The organism is Shewanella saliphila, assembly GCF_014648295.1.
GTDB lineage: Bacteria > Pseudomonadota > Gammaproteobacteria > Enterobacterales > Shewanellaceae > Shewanella > Shewanella saliphila.
The window spans coordinates 14902-32373 of sequence record NZ_BMQV01000048.1 but is presented as its reverse complement, the minus strand read 5'-3'; the positions used below and the strand labels follow the sequence as shown (position 1 = coordinate 32373).

At 40.7% G+C, this 17472-nt stretch carries 15 protein-coding genes; 3 read left to right on the top strand and 12 right to left on the bottom strand.

The genetic code is table 11. From position 1 onward, the window contains the following. The first annotated feature begins 201 nt into the window (after nucleotides 1-201). Nucleotides 202-882 carry a transglutaminase-like domain-containing protein gene (locus IEY48_RS17485; protein ID WP_206194594.1) on the top strand — a complete coding sequence of 227 codons (681 nt, stop codon included), beginning with the start codon at nucleotides 202-204 and terminating at the stop codon, nucleotides 880-882. Between the two features lie 174 nt (nucleotides 883-1056). On the opposite strand, the gene IEY48_RS17480 is transcribed toward IEY48_RS17485, so the two are convergent. The 6 genes from IEY48_RS17480 to IEY48_RS17455 all read right to left on the bottom strand — a co-directional run bounded on the left by IEY48_RS17480 (nucleotide 1057) and on the right by IEY48_RS17455 (nucleotide 7764). Then, complete coding sequence (locus tag IEY48_RS17480) at nucleotides 1057-1416, bottom strand: DUF6488 family protein (RefSeq protein WP_160056949.1); 360 nt, start codon at nucleotides 1414-1416, stop codon at nucleotides 1057-1059. A gap of 30 nt (nucleotides 1417-1446) precedes the next feature. Next, complete coding sequence (locus tag IEY48_RS17475) at nucleotides 1447-1761, bottom strand: P-II family nitrogen regulator (protein ID WP_160056947.1); 315 nt, start codon at nucleotides 1759-1761, stop codon at nucleotides 1447-1449. Nucleotides 1762-1843: 82 nt separating this feature from the next. Next, complete coding sequence (locus tag IEY48_RS17470; protein WP_150139015.1) at nucleotides 1844-4969, bottom strand: efflux RND transporter permease subunit; 3126 nt, start codon at nucleotides 4967-4969, stop codon at nucleotides 1844-1846. 90 nt (nucleotides 4970-5059) lie between these two features. Continuing rightward, nucleotides 5060-5986, bottom strand: a complete 927-nt coding sequence (locus tag IEY48_RS17465) for an efflux RND transporter periplasmic adaptor subunit (RefSeq protein WP_160056945.1) — start codon at nucleotides 5984-5986, stop codon at nucleotides 5060-5062. Beyond that, on the bottom strand, nucleotides 5983-7332 hold the full coding sequence (locus tag IEY48_RS17460; RefSeq protein WP_160056943.1) for a TolC family protein: 1350 nt from the start codon (nucleotides 7330-7332) through the stop codon (nucleotides 5983-5985). The genes IEY48_RS17465 and IEY48_RS17460 overlap by 4 nt, the downstream gene beginning before the upstream one ends. A gap of 75 nt (nucleotides 7333-7407) precedes the next feature. Beyond that, nucleotides 7408-7764, bottom strand: a complete 357-nt coding sequence (locus tag IEY48_RS17455; RefSeq protein ID WP_160056941.1) for a hypothetical protein — start codon at nucleotides 7762-7764, stop codon at nucleotides 7408-7410. A 594-nt stretch (nucleotides 7765-8358) separates the two neighbouring features. Between IEY48_RS17455 and IEY48_RS17450 the strand changes: the two genes are divergently transcribed. Both IEY48_RS17450 and IEY48_RS17445 read left to right on the top strand, forming a co-directional pair. Continuing rightward, nucleotides 8359-9036, top strand: a complete 678-nt coding sequence (locus IEY48_RS17450) for a sulfotransferase (RefSeq protein ID WP_188922639.1) — start codon at nucleotides 8359-8361, stop codon at nucleotides 9034-9036. A 300-nt stretch (nucleotides 9037-9336) separates the two neighbouring features. Beyond that, complete coding sequence (locus tag IEY48_RS17445; RefSeq protein ID WP_188922635.1) at nucleotides 9337-10218, top strand: hypothetical protein; 882 nt, start codon at nucleotides 9337-9339, stop codon at nucleotides 10216-10218. Nucleotides 10219-10276: 58 nt separating this feature from the next. Here IEY48_RS17445 and IEY48_RS17440 read toward each other — a convergent pair whose 3' ends face one another. The 6 genes from IEY48_RS17440 to argB all read right to left on the bottom strand — a co-directional run bounded on the left by IEY48_RS17440 (nucleotide 10277) and on the right by argB (nucleotide 17469). Next, nucleotides 10277-10912 carry a chromophore lyase CpcT/CpeT gene (locus tag IEY48_RS17440; RefSeq protein ID WP_188922633.1) on the bottom strand — a complete coding sequence of 212 codons (636 nt, stop codon included), beginning with the start codon at nucleotides 10910-10912 and terminating at the stop codon, nucleotides 10277-10279. 316 nt (nucleotides 10913-11228) lie between these two features. Next, nucleotides 11229-12632: a methyl-accepting chemotaxis protein gene (locus tag IEY48_RS17435; RefSeq protein WP_188922630.1), complete on the bottom strand. Its 1404-nt coding sequence runs from the start codon at nucleotides 12630-12632 to the stop codon at nucleotides 11229-11231. Between the two features lie 299 nt (nucleotides 12633-12931). Then, on the bottom strand, nucleotides 12932-14296 hold the full coding sequence (gene argH, locus IEY48_RS17430; protein WP_188922628.1) for an argininosuccinate lyase: 1365 nt from the start codon (nucleotides 14294-14296) through the stop codon (nucleotides 12932-12934). Between the two features lie 172 nt (nucleotides 14297-14468). Next, complete coding sequence (locus IEY48_RS17425) at nucleotides 14469-15692, bottom strand: argininosuccinate synthase (protein ID WP_188922626.1); 1224 nt, start codon at nucleotides 15690-15692, stop codon at nucleotides 14469-14471. Between the two features lie 64 nt (nucleotides 15693-15756). Beyond that, nucleotides 15757-16674 carry an ornithine carbamoyltransferase gene (locus IEY48_RS17420; RefSeq protein WP_188922624.1) on the bottom strand — a complete coding sequence of 306 codons (918 nt, stop codon included), beginning with the start codon at nucleotides 16672-16674 and terminating at the stop codon, nucleotides 15757-15759. A gap of 15 nt (nucleotides 16675-16689) precedes the next feature. Further along, entirely contained in the window at nucleotides 16690-17469 is a 780-nt protein-coding gene (argB, locus tag IEY48_RS17415; protein WP_188922622.1) for an acetylglutamate kinase, read from the bottom strand. Nucleotides 17470-17472: the final 3 nt, after the last annotated feature.

Genomic DNA, 17472 nt, shown 5'->3' with positions numbered 1-17472 from the left:
TATTAAGTATAAAGACAAAGAAAAAGAGCGCTATTTGATCACACTGGCGAGATCAATCAAGCTATTTTTTATCTCTTTGTTTTTAAAAAGGATGTATGAAAAGCGATCGAGTATGATCAGCCCCTGTTTCTTTGGCTGCATTCAGTGTAGAGGGGAGTAAATGTGACTAAATTATCAAAAAATTTATTAAAACATACCCCAATGTTGGATTTTAACCATCCGCAAATTCAAAGTTTGATTGAACAACGACAGTGGCGAGATTTATCGCAATATGATGCCATTGGCGAAATTTATAACTATGTACGAGATGAAATTTGTTTTGGCTATAACGCAGATGACCGAATACCTGCAAGCCAAGTATTTAGTGATGGTTATGGACAGTGTAATACTAAAGGTACTTTGTTGATTGCGTTGTTACGCGCTGTTGGTATTTCTGCACGCTTGCATGGTTTTACTATTTACAACCAATTACAACGTGGTGCAATCCCGAACTATATATTCTTCTTTGCACCAAAACGTATTCTTCATAGTTGGGTTGAGGTTTTTTACAATGAACGTTGGATTAACTTGGAAGGTTACATCATCGATAAGCCTTATCTTAAACAAATTCAGAGTCGTTTTGTTGAGCCAAGCAAGTGCTTTTCAGGCTTTGGTATTGCAACTAAATGTCTTGCAAGACCCGATGTGGACTGGATAGGCAAAGATACTTATATACAAAGTGACGGCATTGCAGATGACTTTGGTATATATGAGCAGCCAGATGATTTTTACTCAAAACACGGTAGTAACCTTACAGGGATTAAAAAGGTTCTTTTTCGTTATGCGCTACGTCATTTAATAAATATAAATGTGAAAAAAATTCGTTCTAATGGCGTAATGTGAGGTAAACATCTAAAAAACCACATAGCATAGTTAATTTTGTAACTGTGCCACTACATATACAGGTTATTTATTAGTGCTAATTCACAGCTATTCCAATCAAACGATGGTTAGTTTGAGCTATGTAACAATTGCATTCTAGGGTTGAATCCAATCCTAGAATGCAAATAGCCCTTATTAAAAAAGGTTATGCTCAGTTACAGCTATAACATCGCCATATTTATCTACTCTAAAATACAATGTCTTATTATCGTGAGAATTCGTAGCACTCACAACATAAACTCCATCATTAACACTTATAATATTCACATCTTCATTCTTAATGGTTCCCCATGAAAACTTTAGCTTACCAGCATCATAACCAAAATCTTCGAGTATCATTTTATGTATTTTTTTAATGACAATGTTTGTTATCTTTTCTTCATTCAAATGAGAGTGTCTTTTATGGATCATACTTTTCATTCTATCTGGATGTGCAAAAGAATAATTACAATTAAAAGAAATAACGATAACTATAAAAGAAAATAAATACCTCATAAATATGCCTTATTATTTTAAACTTAGCATCTAAAAGCCACCAATTGGAAGAATTTTTTCAATTGGACTAACGTAAACCCACCCAGAAATTTCCGTTCCAATTTTACCTATTTTTCTAATAATTGATATAACTTCATCTACTTGTTCATCTTCACATATTAGAGACAGCTGAGCTTCGGAAATAGTTACACCTGCTTCAGAAGAATATACTAACTCACTTTCCTGAAGAGCTTTCAATGTTCCTTTGACATCAAATATTGATATATTTCCGAAGCCAGCATCTTGTAATGCTTGTATAACATCTGCAGACCTTACATGGTGAATTAATGCATTAATTTTTTTCATATTTTTACCTGTCAATTTGAAATTATACTTAAAGGGATTACGGACAACTCGAACACCGCAATCCCTTCTCCATACTTAAAATTTAATTACTATTTTGGCTGATTTTCGTCTTTCGCCAAGTAAGTCTGTACAAGCCAGGTAATACTAATAAAGTAAGGAACGTTGATGAAATGATCCCACCAATAACGACTGTTGCTAGTGGTCTCTGGACTTCTGCACCAGTACTAGTATTAAGCGCCATTGGTAAAAATCCTAATGCTGCAACAAGTGCAACCATCATAATTGGTCTTAATCGCAACATTGCACCAGTTTGAATAGCTTGCTCGACAGAACTTCCACGATCCAGCTCATCTCTAAATGCAGATACCATCATAACCCCCGTCAAAACAGAAACTCCGCACAAAGTAATAAAGCCTACACCAGCTGTAATAGATAGAGGGATATCACGCAACCATAAAGCTATGACACCTCCAGTAAGGGCTAGTGGTACCCCACTAAAGACTAAAGCTGCGTCTTTTGCGGAACCAAATGTCATCATTAGAAGAGCAAATATCATTATCAATGTTATAGGTACAAGTATAGTTAAACGATCAGAGGCAGATTGTAATTGCTCAAAAGTACCACCATATTCTAACCAATACCCTGGAGATAATTTTACTTGCTCAGCAACCTTACTTTGTACTTCTGCAACAAATCCACCTAGATCTCTACCACGAACGTTCGCGCTAACGACCAATCTACGCTTTCCATTTTCACGTGAAATCTGGTTAGGGCCAGGTGCTAAAGTAAGTTTAGCTACTTCTCTTAATGGTACATAACCACCTTCAGGTAACGGAATAGGTAAACGATCTAACGCTTCTAAATTTACTCGAACCCTCTCGTCAACCCTTACAACGATTGATAAACGTTGATCACCATCAAAAATCAAGCCTGCACTCTCACCTCCCGTTGCAGCAGCAACTACATCTTGGACATCCGAGACGTTTAAGCCCAAACGGTACATAGCTGCTCTGTCAGCATCAATTGACAAGATGGGTAATCCAGAAACTTGTTCTACTTTTACGCCTTCAGCCCCTTCAATGCTACTTAACACCTTTGCTATTTCAGCACCTGAACTCAGTAATTTAGATAAATCATCTCCAAAAATTTTTATACCTAGGTCAGATCTGACACCTGAAATCAATTCGTTAAACCGAAGTTGGATAGGTTGGCTTATTTCGAAAGCATTACCTGGTAATAAGGCTAGTTTTTCACTTATTTCTTCTAAAAGTTGAGCCTTAGTCTTTTCAGGATTTGGCCACTCGCTATGATCCTTAAGCATCACATAACCATCAGATATATTTGGCCCCATAGGATCACTCGCAACCTCTGCAGTACCAACTCTAGAGAAATATGTTTTAACCTCCGGAATCTCTAGAATTGCCTTCTCCAACTGAAATTGCATATCCAATGATTGAGTTAAACTTGTCCCTGGAATTCGAAGTGCTTGGATCGCAATATCGCCCTCATCAAGATTAGGAACAAACTCGGTTCCCATTTTTGTTCCAACAAATCCGACTAAAATCACAAATATCAATGCTATTGAAATTACAAGTACTCGGAATCTCAACACAATCGATAAAATTGGCAGATATAATCGTTTAGATTGACTGACGATAAAATTGTCTTTTTCTTCTATATGGCCTGTCATAAACAAAGCGACTGCCGCAGGAACAAAAGTGAGAGACAATACAAGTGCAGACAATAGAGCCATGATTACGGCCATTGCCATTGGAGTAAACATTTTACCTTCGACACCTGTCAGCGCCAAAATTGGCAAATTGACCATAATAACAACTAAAACACTTATCAGACTTGGAGTAAACACTTCACGGGTAGCCGTAAAGACGGTCTGAAAACGTTCATCCAATGTCAATATTCGCCCCAGGTGATGCTGTCTTCCTGCCAGCCTTAAAATACAGTTCTCAACTATGATTACAGCACCGTCAACAATTAACCCAAAATCAAGTGCACCTAGACTCATGAGATTTGCGCTTACTTTGGTTTCTACCATGCCAGTCATCAACATCAACATTGATAAAGGGATCACCATGGCAGTTAATAAAGCAGCCCTAACATTACCCAGCATAACTAGAAGAACGACAATGACCAACACAGCACCTTCAGCTAAATTGGTCTGAACTGTTGCAATCGTCTTATCTACCAATACAGTACGATCGTAAACAGGTTCAGCAATCACACCTTCTGGAAGAGTTTTATTAATCTCAAGCAATTTTGCTGATACTGCCTGAGAAACAGTTCTGCTATTTCCGCCAAGCAACATAACAGCTGTGCCCAACACAGTTTCATCGCCATCGCGAGTTGCAGCGCCAGTCCTAAGCTGTTTACCAAACCCAATCTCTGCAACATCACCTACGGTAATAGGAATTCCATCCCTACGAGCAACAATGATCTGCTTAATCGATGAAATATCAGTAACCTGACCTGGAGCACGGATCAAATATTGTTCACCATTTTTCTCTATATACCCAGCACCTACATTCGAATTATTTTTCTGCAACGCAGCGACTAAATCATCAAAACTTATTTGGTAAGCCAATAGCTTTGAAGGTTCTGGTGTAATATGAAACTCCTTTTCATACCCTCCGATTGTATTTACTTCAGTAACCCCCTCAACCAAACGCAATTGAGGACGAATAACCCAATCTTGCAATGTACGCAAAGCTGTTGCGTCGTAAGGTTTTCCATCTGCTTGCAAAGCCCCTGGCGCTGCATGAACTGAATAGTGAAAGATTTCACCTAATCCAGTTGCAACAGGTCCCATTACGGGCTCAATACCTGACGGCATCTCACTTTTAGCTTGTTGCAAACGTTCGTTAATAAGATTTCGAGCAAAATAAATATCAGTTCCTTTCTCAAACACAACAGTCACTTGTGAGAGTGCATAACGAGATAGCGATCTAGTACTCTCAACATAAGGTAATCCTGCAATTGACATTTCAACCAAATAGGTGACTCGCTGCTCAACTTCTAGTGGTGAATACCCAGGTGCTTCTGTGTTAATTTGAACTTGAACATTGGTAATATCAGGTACAGCATCAATAGGAAGATGTTGATAATTCCAAACGCCTAGTGCACCCGTTAGCAAAACAAAAAACATAACCAACCACCGGCGGGTTATGGAAAATTGAATGAGTTTATCAATCATTTAAAACTCCTATTTGAAGCACACAACCGATTATGTCTAAATTTAAAAACATAAATAAGGTATAAAGGTAAACGAAGACGCATAAAAAATTTAATGCCCATGTTCAGCATCCTCTTTCCCCAACTCAGACTTCAAAACAAAGCTATTGTTACTCACATACATTTCACCAACCGACAAACCCGTTAGAACTTCACTATATTGACCATCTGTTCGACCAAGGCTCACTTCGCGTGGTTCAAACCCAGATTCACCTTTGACAAAAACTACATTTTTATTTTCAATAACTTGTATTGCTTCATTACGTATAGAAACTGGCGCATTTATTTCATCAAGTGTAATGTTGGCATTAACAAATAAGCCCGGCTTCCAAATGTTGTTGCTGTTTTCAATTAGAACACGAGCTTTAGTGGCTTGACTTTGCACTTGTCCAAATGGTGAAATATAAATAATTTTACCTTCTGAAATATTCTTTAAATCAGTACCTTGTATGTTAACCGTCTGATTTAATTTGACCAAAGGAAGATCCTTCGGAAATATGCTTAATTCTACCCAAACAGTAGAAAAATCTTGAATCACCAGTAAAGGAGTTTCATTTGTTTTCTCTCCAACATTTATATTTCGCTGTGTGATATATCCATTAATTTCAGAAGTTATTGGATAGTTTTTCAAGCTTTCATTTGCTTCAACAATTAACAATGTTTCACCTTTACGGACCGGATCACCGATGCTCTTCTTTACATCACGTACCACACCATCAAATCTGGCATTAACCACTTGCAAACTTTCAGCATTAGTAGCAACCAAGCCATAAACAGGTAACACATCACGAATAACATTGGCACCAACGGTGCTAACCACTATTCCGGCATGCTGTATTTGCTCGTTAGATAATTCTATATGCCCTTCCTCTTCATGTTCTGATTCATCTCCATGACCAGACTCTGCAAAAATAGACCCTGTAAAAAATAAGAAGCTGGTTAAAAATAGAACTTTTGTAAAACTAGAAATTAATTTCATTGAGATATTCCTGATAATTTGATGTTCTCGTTATATTGCGAGCTAGCTAAAGGCTCTGATGTCAATTGTTCAATTTCTGCACCATAAGTTAATGCTGATGCTGCAGCTTCAATTAATGTACGTCTTGCACTTAACAACTCCTGACGAGAGCTCACATAATCCAGATAACCGTACCTTCCGCGCTGATATGCATCTTGAGTTTCAATCAGTGCTTGCTCTAAAGAAGGGATGATGGTGGAACGCAATGAATTAACGACTAAAATAGCTTGTTTTCTATTGTAAAAAGCTCGAAATAACTGATTATGCATATCCAATAACATGACATCACGTTTTACAAATACTTGATTTTTTTCTGCAATGGCTGTTGAAATAGCACCTTGATTCCTAGAGCCAGAAAATAAAGGCATACTGAAGCCAGCTACGAGTGCTGTATCGTTTGTATCTTGAGTTCGACGAACCCCCACAGACCAACTAATGTCAGATTTTGACTGTGTTTTAGCAACACGTATTTCAGCATTTTTTAAACGAGCTTCTGATGCAAAAATCTCTATTGCAGGGTTAAGTTTGACTCTTTCAAACAATTGTTCAAATGAGATATCTTCACCAAACTGAAATAAATTCCCTTCAACATTCTCAAAGTCAGGTGAGGATGATCCCCACAAACTCGATAACGAAACTTTTAAGTAAGATAAGCGTTGCTGTTCGGCAAATAATGATAGCCTGGCTTGCTCTAAGGCTGCTAATGCCCGTTTAACTTCTGCATCGGGTGTAGCACCTGCAGCAGCGCGTTTTTTTACAATATCCAAAGTATCAATGCTTAGTTGAGTAGCCTCCTGTGCAAGAACAACTTGTTCTTGTGCAGCAAGTACATCAACATAACGACGAGTAACATCACCAAGTAAAGCCAGTGACTCAACCTGCCTGCTTGCTTCTAATAATGACAATTCAGAAGATACAGTCCCAATTCTAGCTAAACGCTTGTTATCCATTTCAAAAACTGAGGATAAAGCTATAGTGAACTCAGCCCCACTTATCCCGTTGTAATTTCCAGTTCCACCAATATTGTCAGTATCAAAGCCTAATTCATAAGCTGGTGATAATTTAGCCGTTTCCATTTGCCCTTTCAGAGCATCAATTCGATATGGAAAAAATTTAAGTGAAGGATTTTGTGATAGTGAACGCTGCATTGCTGTTGACAGCGATATAGCTTGATCTGCAGATGATGCTCTTGCTGCGCTGATTGTAAAGGAGAATGCCACAAGGAAAACACACGAAATGATCCGTATATTATAAATACGACTCAAGAGCTCCAAAACTAGTTTTGGAGGACGAATTAACATTAACATATTGTAATACCTAATTATTTAAGATATAAAAATGCGCAAACTCTATCGCTTGCAAAAATTGACTTAAAATAAAAATTAGGCGATCGGAGGACGGATTGAAGTTGAAAAAGGAGTTTCGGGAACAGAAAATAGATAAGAGTCGTATGGAGCGTATTTCGTGAGGATATCAGTTTCAGCCTCATAGACACTTAACAAATAGATATGGCAATGACTACTGTGGTGGTGGCAGTGAAACATTTCATTTGAAGAAGGAATATCAGTAGTAGATAAATCATGAACTGGAGGTGTTTTGATAACTGATGCATTATGATCGATTGGTGTACTTGATAAAATCTCAGCATAAGCTTTTAGCGGGTGAGCATCGACAATATTTGCCATAGGTTGAAACACAACCCATGCAAAAATTAAAAATGTCGATACTAATTTAATCATACTAACCCCAATTTAAATACATTCTCACTTTAACATTACTCATAAAAAAATCAATGCATATTTAACTCTTATCAAGGCTGATGGCGGTGTTTTATCCGCTGAATATTAAACCTGTTATTTAAGAATGTACGAGAGCCTATAAAATTTTAAAGTTAAAATTAAAGTTAAATACTCGCATACAAGCTCTTAACGTATCATCATTCCGTTTCAAAAACTTGATTTTGTTACTTTATCAAAATAAATACTGTCCATTAATCTGAGCTGAAGTAAGTGCAACAGTTTCTCTTATAGAGATTTCTGGTATATCGAGCTTGAGTAAGCCAACTTAATCACATCATACCGGATTGCAGCTAACGATCATCATTAGCTAGCTCATTATTGAAGAATATTACAGTGACTGGAACAAATTTTTATTATTACTTTATTCACGTAAGTTAACTTAAACACGAAGCAATCTTTTAGCAGTGAAGGACTACTGATTACACATTAAAATTCATGTTATTAATAAACGCTCCAATATAATACATGTTGTTATTGGACCATATGTATTGTAGAAGCCCTTAAAATCAATACTCATAGCATATATGTACATAAATAACTCCTCCTAAGCCTTGTACGGGCACCACTAGTGTGAGTGTGGCATTACTTGAACAGGGATTAACGGTTGCTCACCAGGCGTTTACCAAGCAGGCGTTTATGCTGGCCGATGCGGTGTCTGACGCGCCGTGTTTTAGTGATTATCGGCAGTTAGATGTGTTATTTCCCAATGCTAAGTTTGTCTATTTAGACAGACCGTTAGATAAGTGGCTGCCGTCGATGCGAATGTTACTTGGCCGAATGATGGTGCATTTAGATAAAGACAATGGCCGCTTTCATCCGGTGATGAAACGCAGTTTTAATCATTGCTTTGATATATGGCAGGTTGAAGATGTAGCAGATGAAGCCCACTTAACGGCTTGTTATCAGCGCCACCAGCAGCAAGTGTTTAACTACTTTGCGGGGCGTGATGACTTTATTGCTCTCGACATTAGTGTTGATGGCAGTTTAACGGCGCTAATGGCGTTTATAGGTTTAAGCGATGCACAAGGCATTCACTCACAACAGAGTTTGTCGCAATTACACTCGCAGCCAAGCTTCCCCAAATTAAACTTCCCACAGTTAAACATGGGCCGTAATGTGGCCAGTTGGGATGAGTATAAACACCCCAATAAAATCAGTGCCAATGCCTCTGGCCCTGACAAGCGTAAGTTTTTTGATTATCGCCTTGATTAAAAGCGTTACGATTAGTGAATGCTGCGCGCTAAATTGACTAAGCTCCTGGACCATTGTATAAACCAATAATTACCTTGACTAAAATGAAACAAAAATTTTACATTAGTCAAATAATGAGTGCTATGGAAAGTGCTTTGATCCTTAAAGCGAGTATTACCGCTTTGCTGTTCAACTTAATAACACCGCGTGTTATCTCCTTCCGTAACATCTTCATTTATAGCCATGCTCCATTTATCCAATACTTAAGCCACACAAATAAGTGTTGATGTGTTTACTTTTTCTTAAAAAAGCAAAAATAAAATGAAATTACCTTTAATAATCGGCTGTTTGATTTTAGCAGGATGTAAATCAACTCCATATGCAATGATTGATGGCAGCCAAAGTAAAGTCTCTGATGCTGACAATTACGATGTTGAAATTATTGCCATTGATGGTGCATTTCAGTCCGGTAAACTCACCAAAAATATTAAGCCGGGTTATCACACCGTTCATTTAAGTACCACGGGGCCGTTACGCAGCAGAAAAGCTACCTCAACATTGGTTTACCCGCTGGTTGCCAAAGAATGTATGCGGTATGTGGTGTCTGCGCAACATGGTCCAAGTAACAAAGATGCGTGGGAAATAAGAGTACTAGATGAGCGCCCTATTCCAACCTGCACTCCCTCGCCTGTTGAGCCAGAGCAGGTGGTAGTGATCCCCGATTATGCTAAACCATCATCTGAGGTTAGCTGCTTAACCGCGAATGAATTAACCCAACAAACAACGCCGGTGGTGCTATTAAACTCGGTTGCAGCATGTATCAAAACACAAGATTATGACTCTGCAATAAGTGGCTACTTTTTAGCGGGCGCTTATGCTTACTTTGATACCTTGCGTGTGCCTAATAAGCCGTCACATGAGGTGGTTGAGTTAATCAAAAAAGATTCTATTTGGACTTTGTCTGCCCTTGAACAACAAAACTTTGAACAAAAGTTAGCTGAATATTTAGGGTCTGAACAAAAACAAACTGCCTGTAGCTGGGTAATTAGCGTTGGCGAGCCCGATTACGCGCCGCTGTATATGCAGCAGCACCAACCTAATACTGCAGTAATCACAGAGACGACCACTGAATTGCCGGCAGAGATAAAAGACACATTATTTAACGCTACACTGACTGATTATCTTGGCTGCCCGCTTCCATAGAGGCACTAATACCTACCGTGAGTAAAAACCGCCATTACTGGCGGTTTTGTAGTAAGTATTACTGGGCTTTTAAAAACTCATAGCCGCCTTTTACGGCGCCCCAAACTTGCTGGTCGTTACTGTCAAAGCCGCGATCCCAACTTACGATTTTATCTTTAGTCACCACGACTTCTGAGGTGGCATAACTGGCGCCACGCAATTGGCTCAAACATTGTTTGTCTTTGGTTGAGCCTGCAAAATGTTGCTGCTGTGCAGACCAGGTTAAATACACGGTACACCCTTGCCTTTCGACTAAATCTTTAGGGGTTAACTCAGCGAGTGGATTGGTAGATTTATATGCTCCGGCATAGTGTTTGTCATTGTTAAAACCATAAACCTTACTGGCAAACTCAGTGTCTGACACTTGTGTTACCTGATATACCCGCTGACGATAAGGTTCGTCTAAATGGGTTGCTGCGGCTTGCTCAACATACAGCCAATGCTCAGGATCAGCTGCCCACATTGCTGCCATATTAAGATGAATATTATAAAACTCTTTGTCGGCTATTGATTGTTGTTCGCTGTCAAAGTGACCTTGCATCCATGTAAGCAGTAATTCTTTTTTATCGAGATGTTCAGTGTTATCAGCGAATACCGGCGTTGAAGATACCGACGCGAGTAAGGTAATGAGAGCAATATGAGTAGTGGTTTTCATTGGAAGATCCTTTCCTATTTTTATTATGTTACTCAGCAATTTAACAAACAAACTAATCGATAACAAAACGTTTATTGATTAGTTTGTCGACACTTAGTGGCCATAACTTGTTACATATCCTGAGCTCGGGTTACATAACCAAACAATACTCAGGTTAATACATGCATATATTTGTTCTCAATAAGGCAAAAATAAACAGCCCAGTTAATTCAATTAACTGGGCTGTTTTGTTATTCATTCACTGCAAATGCACTTAGGCTCACAATACGTAATGCCAACTTTGGCATAGCCAAAGCGCCACCTGCTAAATAAAAGGTTAAATAATTAAATCCTTCATTAAGCCTTCTAGCACATCAGCTTGCTTGCTTAGACGTTCAATTTCTTCAGCGGTTGTGGTCACCAATGTCATCACCTGAATAGAACTGCTTCTGACGGAGTCGACATCGTTAGCAATATTGTCTGCCACACTACCTTGTTGCTCTGCTGCGGCGGCAATTTCTAAGCTTCTGTCTGATATATGCTGATTTTGCTCAGCTATTTCACCAATGTTTTGGCTGGCGCTGGTCATTAGCTGTTCGCTTGATTCGGCTTCTGTCACCGTTTTGGCCATGACGCTCATCACGCCTCGGCTATTCGTTTGCAGGATTTCAATAATTTTTTGAATCTCTACTGTTGCAGCTTGAGTACGCCCTGCTAAGGTTCTGACTTCATCGGCAACCACAGAGAAACCACGGCCTTGTTCACCGGCTCTGGCAGCTTCAATTGCCGCATTAAGCGCAAGTAAATTGGTTTGGTCTGAAATGGCATTAATGGTAGAAATCACTTCACCAATTTGAGTCGCACTATTATCGAGCTCCGACACAGCAACTGACGCATCGCGTACTTCGACAGCGAGTTGATTAATCTCAACCAAGGTTTTTTGGATTTGGCTTTGTCCTTGAGTGGTTTTTTGGGTGGCATGCGATATCTGAGTTGAAGACTCTTGCGCATGACTGGCCACCTCACGAATAGACACGGCCATCTCTTCAGTGGCACTGGCAAGCGAGTCGATACGCTCTTGTTGCTCACTGGCTAGCAAAGTGTTTTCATCGCTACGCACCCGCAACTGTGCACTAATTTGTTGGATTAATGCCACCGCTTCTTGGGTGGTTTTAACCAATAGATGCTCACGTTCTGACACTCTGTCAACGGTACGGGCAATTAAATTAAATTCGTTACGTGATGGCGCATAGCCAATTCTTGCAGCTAAATCACCCTCAGCTAGCTTACGTAAAGCTTCGTAAATATGAAATAAGCCACCACCAATAAAGGTTTTAATGTAGTACGAGCACATAAACATCAATATCAAGCTAGCTGCTATAGCAATAATATGGCCAAAACCTAAACCAGCAAATAGGCTTTGCGAGCTCACATAACTAATGCTGTAACCTTGGCCTGCTACAGTGGCCGAAATGTCGCTGTATTGGTCAATACTCAAATTGGTATTTTGCAGTACTGCGGCTAATTCGCTAGACGGTATTTGCGCGGAGGCAGCAAGCTTTGCCACCACGTCAACCTGGTTTTGCGCTTCTGTAGAATGTTGTGATGACATTACATCAATCAGGCAGGCACTGATCACCACAATCGCCAGTAAAGCGGTGAACAACAGCGCGAAAAAATTTTCCTGCAGTTTGACGCTAATTAAATATTTATCGATCCAACGAAATGCAACTTCTCTCACAACGATATCTCCAAGGAAAAAGCCTGTTTTCAGGGTAATAGCTGACAAAACGCCATAAAAAAACAATATTAAGATTATAAGATGGCTAAAGATTTACTGACAGCAAGCATAGCTGACAATTACCAGTAGATACGGGTAAATCATTAAAACTGACACCTGGATCACGTAAAATCACAGCGTTTGTTAACGGCATATTATACAAAAGCCCTGCGACAAATTGCCGGCAGGGCTTTAGCTTCAATCTCAATAGCGCTATCGATAACTTAACGCTTGGTTTGAGCAAATTAGGCAGTATTAACTTACGATTTTTTAGCGGCTATAGCAGCGGCAACTTGATTAACTGCAGTGCCACCTAATACGTCACGCTTTTCTAAACACGCTTCAATGGTAAGGTTTGGATACACGTCATCGCTGATCACTTTGGCAAATTTTTGCAGCTCTGCCACGGTTAAGTCTTCAATCGGCTTTTGCTGGCTAATGGCAAATACCACCACTTCACCTACCACATGATGCGCTTCACGGAACGGCATGCCTTTAGCCACAAGGTAATCAGCAAGTTCAGTCGCGTTAGCATAACCTTGTTGGGCTGCAACTAAAGCCTGCGGGCGATTCACTTTAAGGCCCGACAACACTAATGCCGCCATGTCTAAACAAATGGCCCAGCTGTCGACCACATCAAACAAACCTTCTTTGTCTTCTTGCATGTCTTTGTTGTACGCCAATGGTAGGGCTTTCATGGTGGTTAAAATGCCCATTAAGCTGCCATACACACGGCCAGTTTTACCACGGATAAGCTCTAGTGCGTCTGGGTTTTTCTTTTGTGGCATTAACGATGAACCAGAAGTGACTTCGTCTGCAAGTGAGATAAAGTTAGCTTCACCAGAATTGAAGAAAATAAGATCTTCTGCCATACGGCTTAAGTGCATCATGCTGATTGATGCGGCGCTGCATAACTCAACCACGTGATCACGGTCTGACACGCTGTCTAGGCTGTTTAAGGTTGGGCGAGCAAAGCTTAATGCTGATGCTAATGCATGGCGATCAATGGGATAAGCAGTACCGGCTAATGCGCCAGAACCTAGCGGGCATGAGTCGGCGCGGCTTAATGCATCTTGTAGGCGGCTAATGTCGCGCTCATACATTTCAACATAGGCTAGTGCCCAGTGGCCAAATGTCACCGGTTGTGCACGTTGTAAGTGAGTGTAACCCGGCATAACCGCATCAACTTCGCGTTCTGTTAAGTCAATTAACTCTGCGTGCAAGGTACCTAAACGCGCGAGTAATGCCGCACCTTCTTTTTTGCACCACAGTTTTAAATCGGTGGCGACCTGGTCGTTACGTGAACGGCCAGTATGAAGTTTTTTACCTAAATCGCCCACTTTAGCGATAAGCTTTTGCTCAACAAAACTGTGAATGTCTTCCGCGCCGTTACTGATAATGGCTTGCGGATCATTACCCACCTCCACCAGCAATTCATTTAATGCGGCTTTTAAATCTGTGCATTCTTGCGCGGTAATAATACCGACACTGGCAATGGCGTCTGCCCATGCGATTGAACCAACAACGTCTTGTTCAAATAAGCGATAATCAACTGGCAATGAGTCATTAAATAACTTAAAAAGTGCACTGGTCTCGCCCTGAAATCTTCCGCCCCATAACGCCATGTCGGTATCCTCTGTGTTGAAAACTGTTTTAAGAACTGGCTGTTCAATAATCGATTAAGTAACCTGAGCTCAGGTTAGCTGATATTCACTTTCTTATAATGACTCTTAGATGACCCAAAAGTCATTATAAGAAAGGCGCTTTGCAGCGCCTTAAATGGTATTGGCGTAAACCTTATTTAGTGTTTAACGCACGAATACGACTTGCTAAAGAGTACAAACGGATAAAGCCTTCAGCATGCTTTTGGTCATACACGTCATCTTCACCAAAGGTGGCGAAAGATTCTGAGTATAAGCTGTTTGGTGAACGCTTTTTAACAGCTGTCGCCTGACCTTTATATAGCTTAATCACAACATCACCGTTAACAGATTCTGCTAATGACTCAGATGCAGCGATAAGCGATTTACATAAAGGCGTAAACCAACGACCGTCGTATACTAGATGCGACATTTGGCCAGCAATTTGCTCGCGCCAGGTACGGCTGGTTTTGTCTAATACCAATTCTTCAATGGCACGCAAACCAGCAAACATGACGGTGCCGCCTGGAGTTTCATAACAACCACGAGACTTCATACCCACTAAACGGTTTTCAGTAATGTCGATACGACCTACACCGTGCTTACCAGCGATATCGTTAAGTGTCATCAGTGCAGCGTAAGGTGATAATGCTTCATCATTAACATGAGTGACACGACCATTTTTAATCGCCAGTGATACATATTCTGGCTCATTTGGTGCTTCTTCAGGAGCGACAGTCATTGTCCACACACCTTTTGATGGCTCGTTCCATGGATCTTCTAACTCGCCGCCTTCGTGCGAGATGTGCCATGCGTTAGCATCGCGGCTGTAAATTTTGGTCGCTGATGCGCTGGTTTTGATGTCACGCTCGGCAAGGTATGCAAGTAAGTCTTCACGGCTACGCATTTCCCATTCACGCCAAGGTGCAATGACTTTTAAATCTGGCGCAAGGGCAGCAAAACAACCTTCAAAACGCACCTGGTCGTTACCTTTACCAGTACAACCATGACATACCGCGTCTGCACCCACTTTACGGGCGACTTCAACTTGTGCTTTAGCAATAATTGGACGCGCCATTGAAGTACCTAATAAATAAGTGCCTTCATAAATTGCGCCTGTAGCAATAGTTGGGTAGATGTAATCGGCAACAAATTCTTCTTTAAGGTCAACGATATGGCACTCAGAAGCACCTGAAGCTAATGCCTTTTCAGTTAGGCCTACTAATTCTTCTTCGCCCTGACCTACGTCGGCACAAAATGCAACGATTTCACAGTCATCATAGGTTTCTTTTAACCATGGGATAATGGCTGAAGTATCTAAACCACCTGAGTACGCGAGTACCACTTTTTTAACGCCGGATTTTTTCACTGCATTAGACATGTTCAATTCCTACAATCAATCATTTATGTTTATTTAAATGTTATAACGCCTTTGGCATTACGACTTAATCTTTTGACTCACTTAATAACGATACCAACACTGCATTTTGCGCATGCATGCGGTTTTCTGCTTGATGTAAAATCAATGAACCTTCGCCGTCCATCACCTCATCGGTCACTTCGACACCGCGGTGTGCAGGCAAGCAATGCATAAAGTATTTTGCACCGGCCTTGGCCATTAGTTCGCCGTTAACCTGGTATGGTGCAAAACGCGCTTTAATGTCAGCAAGCGGCGTATCATCACCCATTGAAATCCAAGTGTCGGTATAAATAGCATCATGGCCTTCAATGGCATTAATGTCAGCACTTAAGATTAGCTTACCGCCATTTTTTTGCGCCAAAGCTTGTGCTTCGGTGACGATAAGCGCGTCAGGGAACGCACCTTCTGGGCAAATCACTGTCATGGTTAAGCCTAAAATAGCCGCGCCGTAAATCAGTGAATGAGTCACATTATTACCATCACCAACATAAGCCAGTTTTGCTTTGCTGACATCATCAAATTGCTCTGACAGGGTTAAAAAGTCTGCAAGTGCTTGGCATGGGTGATACAGATCAGACAATGCATTGATGACAGGTACGCTACCGTGTTCTGCAAGTTGTTCAATCGTAGTATGCGAGAACGTTCTAGCCACAATAGCATCTGCCCAGCATGAAATGTTTGTGGCAAAATCGGCAACGGTTTCACGCTGGCCTAATGCACCATTTTGTTGGTCTAAGTATAAACAGTGGCCACCTAGTTTATTAATGCCAATGTCAAAGCTGACTCGGGTGCGAAGTGATGGCTTTTCAAATAGCATCACCACGCTTTTACCATCTAAGGCACGACGGTACTCAGTTGGATTATTCTTAATTTTTTTAGCCAGTTCGATGATAGCTAAAAGCTGAGTTTGAGTTAATTCTTTAATCGACAATAGGTGCTGCATATACTTCTACTCCATTTAAGGTTGTATTTGAGTCCCGACAGACCCACCTTTTACTAATGTTTTTAATTGTTCGGCGTCACGCCAAGAAGCGACCTGTACTGGCTTACCCATCCACTGAGCAACTTCTAATGCGGCTTCAACTTTTACTTTCATGCCTTTTTCAATCACCCCTTGGGCAACCAAATATTCGATTTCGCTTTTGTTTAAGCTGCTAATCAGTTGGCCTTTGCCATCGAGTACACCAGAAACGTCAGACAATAGCACTAAGGTGCCGTTAACTAACTTGGCCAGTGCTGTTGCTGCCTGGTCAGCGTTAACGTTTAGCATATCGCCTTGGCTCGAAATCGCAATCGAGCTGCAAATTGGCATCCAACCTTGGCTTAAAATGAAGTTAAGGTAAGTGGCATCTTTTGGCTCAACCTCGCCGACGAGCCCTAAACGTTCATCTTTAATTTTGGCAGTAACCATATTGCCGTCACCTAGGCTCATGCCTACGCTTACAATGCCCGCTTTTGCTGCTGCAGCTTGTAAAATCTTGTTTGAGGTACCGGCTAGCGCACCGACAACAATTGGGATTTGGTCTTCTGGCGTGACACGTAAACCGTCTAGCTTAATGGTTTCTTTGCCGTTAGCGGTTAATTGTTCATCAACTAGACAACCACCGCCATGAACTAACAGTACTTGCTGGCCCGCTGCGATCATTTCTGCAGCAGCTGTCATTAAACGTGCCATTCCCATTTCACATTGGAGTAATGCACCGCCGACTTTAAGCACTAACACTGGTTTTGTAGCCATTAT

Bases quoted from the DNA above. Each gene is read 5' to 3' on its own strand.
- IEY48_RS17485 (WP_206194594.1), top strand. From the start codon at position 202: ATGTTGGATTTTAACCATCCGCAAATTCAAAGTTTGATTGAACAACGA.
- IEY48_RS17480 (WP_160056949.1), bottom strand. From the start codon at position 1,416: ATGAGGTATTTATTTTCTTTTATAGTTATCGTTATTTCTTTTAATTGT.
- IEY48_RS17475 (WP_160056947.1), bottom strand. From the start codon at position 1,761: ATGAAAAAAATTAATGCATTAATTCACCATGTAAGGTCTGCAGATGTT.
- IEY48_RS17470 (WP_150139015.1), bottom strand. From the start codon at position 4,969: ATGATTGATAAACTCATTCAATTTTCCATAACCCGCCGGTGGTTGGTT.
- IEY48_RS17465 (WP_160056945.1), bottom strand. From the start codon at position 5,986: ATGAAATTAATTTCTAGTTTTACAAAAGTTCTATTTTTAACCAGCTTC.
- IEY48_RS17460 (WP_160056943.1), bottom strand. From the start codon at position 7,332: ATGTTAATGTTAATTCGTCCTCCAAAACTAGTTTTGGAGCTCTTGAGT.
- IEY48_RS17455 (WP_160056941.1), bottom strand. From the start codon at position 7,764: ATGATTAAATTAGTATCGACATTTTTAATTTTTGCATGGGTTGTGTTT.
- IEY48_RS17445 (WP_188922635.1), top strand. From the start codon at position 9,337: ATGAAATTACCTTTAATAATCGGCTGTTTGATTTTAGCAGGATGTAAA.
- IEY48_RS17440 (WP_188922633.1), bottom strand. From the start codon at position 10,912: ATGAAAACCACTACTCATATTGCTCTCATTACCTTACTCGCGTCGGTA.
- argH (WP_188922628.1), bottom strand. From the start codon at position 14,296: ATGGCGTTATGGGGCGGAAGATTTCAGGGCGAGACCAGTGCACTTTTT.
- IEY48_RS17425 (WP_188922626.1), bottom strand. From the start codon at position 15,692: ATGTCTAATGCAGTGAAAAAATCCGGCGTTAAAAAAGTGGTACTCGCG.
- IEY48_RS17420 (WP_188922624.1), bottom strand. From the start codon at position 16,674: ATGCAGCACCTATTGTCGATTAAAGAATTAACTCAAACTCAGCTTTTA.
- argB (WP_188922622.1), bottom strand. From the start codon at position 17,469: ATGGCTACAAAACCAGTGTTAGTGCTTAAAGTCGGCGGTGCATTACTC.